This is a genomic window from Micromonospora sp. NPDC049900 (genome assembly GCF_044461025.1).
GTDB lineage: Bacteria > Actinomycetota > Actinomycetes > Mycobacteriales > Micromonosporaceae > Micromonospora.
In genome coordinates, this window is sequence record NZ_JBITKM010000039.1 from 1 (window position 1) to 2,610 (window position 2,610).

2 protein-coding genes are annotated in these 2,610 nt (G+C 64.9%); both read right to left on the reverse strand.

Features of this window, described 5'->3' with window-relative positions:
- Positions 1-354: 354 nt before the first annotated feature.
- Positions 355-2,394 carry a hypothetical protein gene (locus ACIBMZ_RS30690; protein ID WP_396699821.1) on the reverse strand — a complete coding sequence of 680 codons (2,040 nt, stop codon included), beginning with the start codon at positions 2,392-2,394 and terminating at the stop codon, positions 355-357.
- Positions 2,391-2,519, reverse strand: a complete 129-nt coding sequence (locus tag ACIBMZ_RS30695) for a sigma factor-like helix-turn-helix DNA-binding protein (protein ID WP_396699823.1) — start codon at positions 2,517-2,519, stop codon at positions 2,391-2,393. The genes ACIBMZ_RS30690 and ACIBMZ_RS30695 overlap by 4 nt, the downstream gene beginning before the upstream one ends.
- Between the last annotated feature and the right edge of the window lie 91 nt (positions 2,520-2,610).

The following is a 2,610-nucleotide window of genomic DNA, read 5'->3' on the forward strand; positions in this document are numbered from 1 at the left end:
TCGACTGCTGTCTTACCGGGAGCCTCGTCCTATGTCGACACCTGCCTCCACCACACCCACCGTGACCAGGCCTGTCACGATGAAAATGGCTGACTCTGATACCTAGTCCCACTGACGGTTGGCTGAGTGCCGATGCCTACAGCCGTGCCCACGCCGCAGAACACGCTTGGGCCGCCGGCCAACTGGATCTCCTCCTGAACGACCCCTACTTCTTGGCCGCCGCCGACCTCACCCGCCTTCTCCCGCTGCTCCCGCCCAACCCAGCCGCAGCGGTAACGTCCGCCGTCACCGTTCTACGTCAGGCCACCGACGCGGCGTCCTGTGAACCGAAACGCCGCGCGCGTCTGCTCGCGCTTAGTGCCGGCCGGGGCGGGAGTACAGCACGTCTACCTGTCGCTCATAGCCCTCCAGCGTCGCCGAGGATGCGATGATCTTCGGTGCCCGTCCGGTGAGCTCGCGCTGGAGGCCGTCGAGGATGGCCTCGTAGTGCGAGTCGACAGCGCCGAGTGAGTCCCGAAGCAGGTGGAGTTCGTCTTGCAGTCGGAAGCTGGGGGCGAATCTGGCCCGCTGCTCTTCGGTGATTGGGGTGGTGACGGCGTCGCAATCTGGCACGAGACAGCCGCCCTTGCGCGAGCCGCGCTTGGCGTAGGTGAATCCGTGCCCGTCGCGGGTGCACCAGGCTGTTGGCCCGTGTACGAAGCCGCGCATGCTCGCTTGCATGCCGATGAGCGACGCCTTGTCGAGGGTACCGATGACGACGGTGGGTAGGAAACGATAGATCTCGGCGTCAACGACATAGACGGGCAGCGGCGCGCCCCCGGTCGGGCAAGCCGGATCTACACAGAAGTGTTCCAGGCGCCATACGCGCCGGTTGAAACGCACCTCAACGGTTTTCTCTCCGCAGAAAGAGCATCGGGTGAGCACCTTATATCGCCCAGGCATAGCGTCGTCTTCGACGTCGATAGGGTTGTAATCGGTGGGCTGTTTAGGGATGTCGTTGGGCGTGGAGGACGCGCCGATGAAGTATCCCAACGAGATTGGGTGCCCCTTGAGGTCATGCCGCTTCCGTACGATCTCCGCTGCCCCGAGCGCGTCGGCGAACCGCTGCGTTTGCTGGAGGGAGAGCATCCGTAGAGGGAACCGGCTCCACGCGGTGATGCCTGATCGTTTGCCGCGCAGCCGGTCGAAGAACGCCGCGAGTATGAGCAGACCGAGGTACGTCTCGGTCTTGCCGCCGCCGGTGGCGAACCAAACGATCTCCACGATGTCCCACTCGCTCTGCCCGTCGATGAAGCTGGGCAGGATCGACAGGATGAAGCCGATCTGGAAGGGGCGCCAGCCGTGGTAGCGGCTGCGGGCCGCGCCAGCCATCGCCTCGTTCATGAGCTGGAACGCTTGCCGCAGGACGTCGTTCTCCGCGAGGATCGCCACGCCACGACGCACCCGTTCTACCTCGGCGTGATGATGGGCGGCGGCCTCGCGGGCCTCATCGAGCATCTCCGCGCTCCAGCCACCGGCGGCGGCGCGGCGGGCGAGCACATCGTCGGACCAGTGTCGCTTTCCCCACTCCTGGTAGGCGAGTGTCAGCGCGGTAAGGCGCGGGATCGGATCGGCGGCGAGGGCATGGAAGCCGAGGTCGAGTCTGTCGGGAGCGGTGTCGTCGAACATGTACTCGGGGCGTTTCCGTTCAACGACAATGGTGTCGGCGGTGGCGAGGATGTGGCTGTTGGCCTGGGCGATGACGCCGCAGTTGATACCGATCGCGGCGAGGCTCCGGTCGTAACGGAAACTGTCGGGCAGGCTTTCCAGTGTATAGGGTGCCGTCGGCAGGTCGGAGATCTTCATCTGGGTCTGGAACAGGTACCGCTCACCGCGAGGCCCCTTGCTCTCCCCGGTCGTATTCACGAACTCGACGGTGAGTTCGGGAGTGGCGTCCCGCCACGACTCGTCACTGACTCGGACTTCCGCCGACGCGGCTATACCCACCTCACGCAGCCTGGCGTTGATCTCCTTAGCGCCGAAAGTCTTCTCCCTTAGGCCCAGAGCCATAGTGATCGGGACATCCACTTCGACAACTTCGGTCTTCGCCCACTTGTCCGAGAACTTCTTGTCATCACCGCTGGCGATCTGGTACCAGCCACAGGCGGTGACGCGGACGGTGAACGCCCACGGGCCCGGCGCGGCGGGCCGCAGCCGGATGCCGATAGCGCACGGATCCATTCGGCGCTCACGGCCAGGGCGGGCGATGGCGGCGTTCTCCGGCGCGAGCCGTCCTAGCCAGAAGACGCCTGCGGGGTCCACATCAAGCGTGTCCGCCTGATCGCCACGGCCCTCCGCCGTGACTCGCTCATCGAGCCACCGCACGAAGCGGGCGTGTGCGTCGTGGTTGCTCATGCCGCTCTCCCCAACACCAGTTCGGCCAACGCGCGAACATGCCGATCTTGGCGAAGGACTTTGAAGATCTTGGACTCGAGCTGGCGCACCCGTTCCCGAGTGATGCCATGCTCGACCCCAATCAGCCATTTTCATCGTGACAGGCCTGGTCACGGTGGGTGTGGTGGAGGCAGGTGTCGACATAGGACGAGGCTCCCGGTAAGACAGCAGTCGACC

Bases quoted from the DNA above. Each gene is read 5' to 3' on its own strand.
- ACIBMZ_RS30690 (WP_396699821.1), bottom strand. From the start codon at position 2,394: ATGAGCAACCACGACGCACACGCCCGCTTCGTGCGGTGGCTCGATGAG.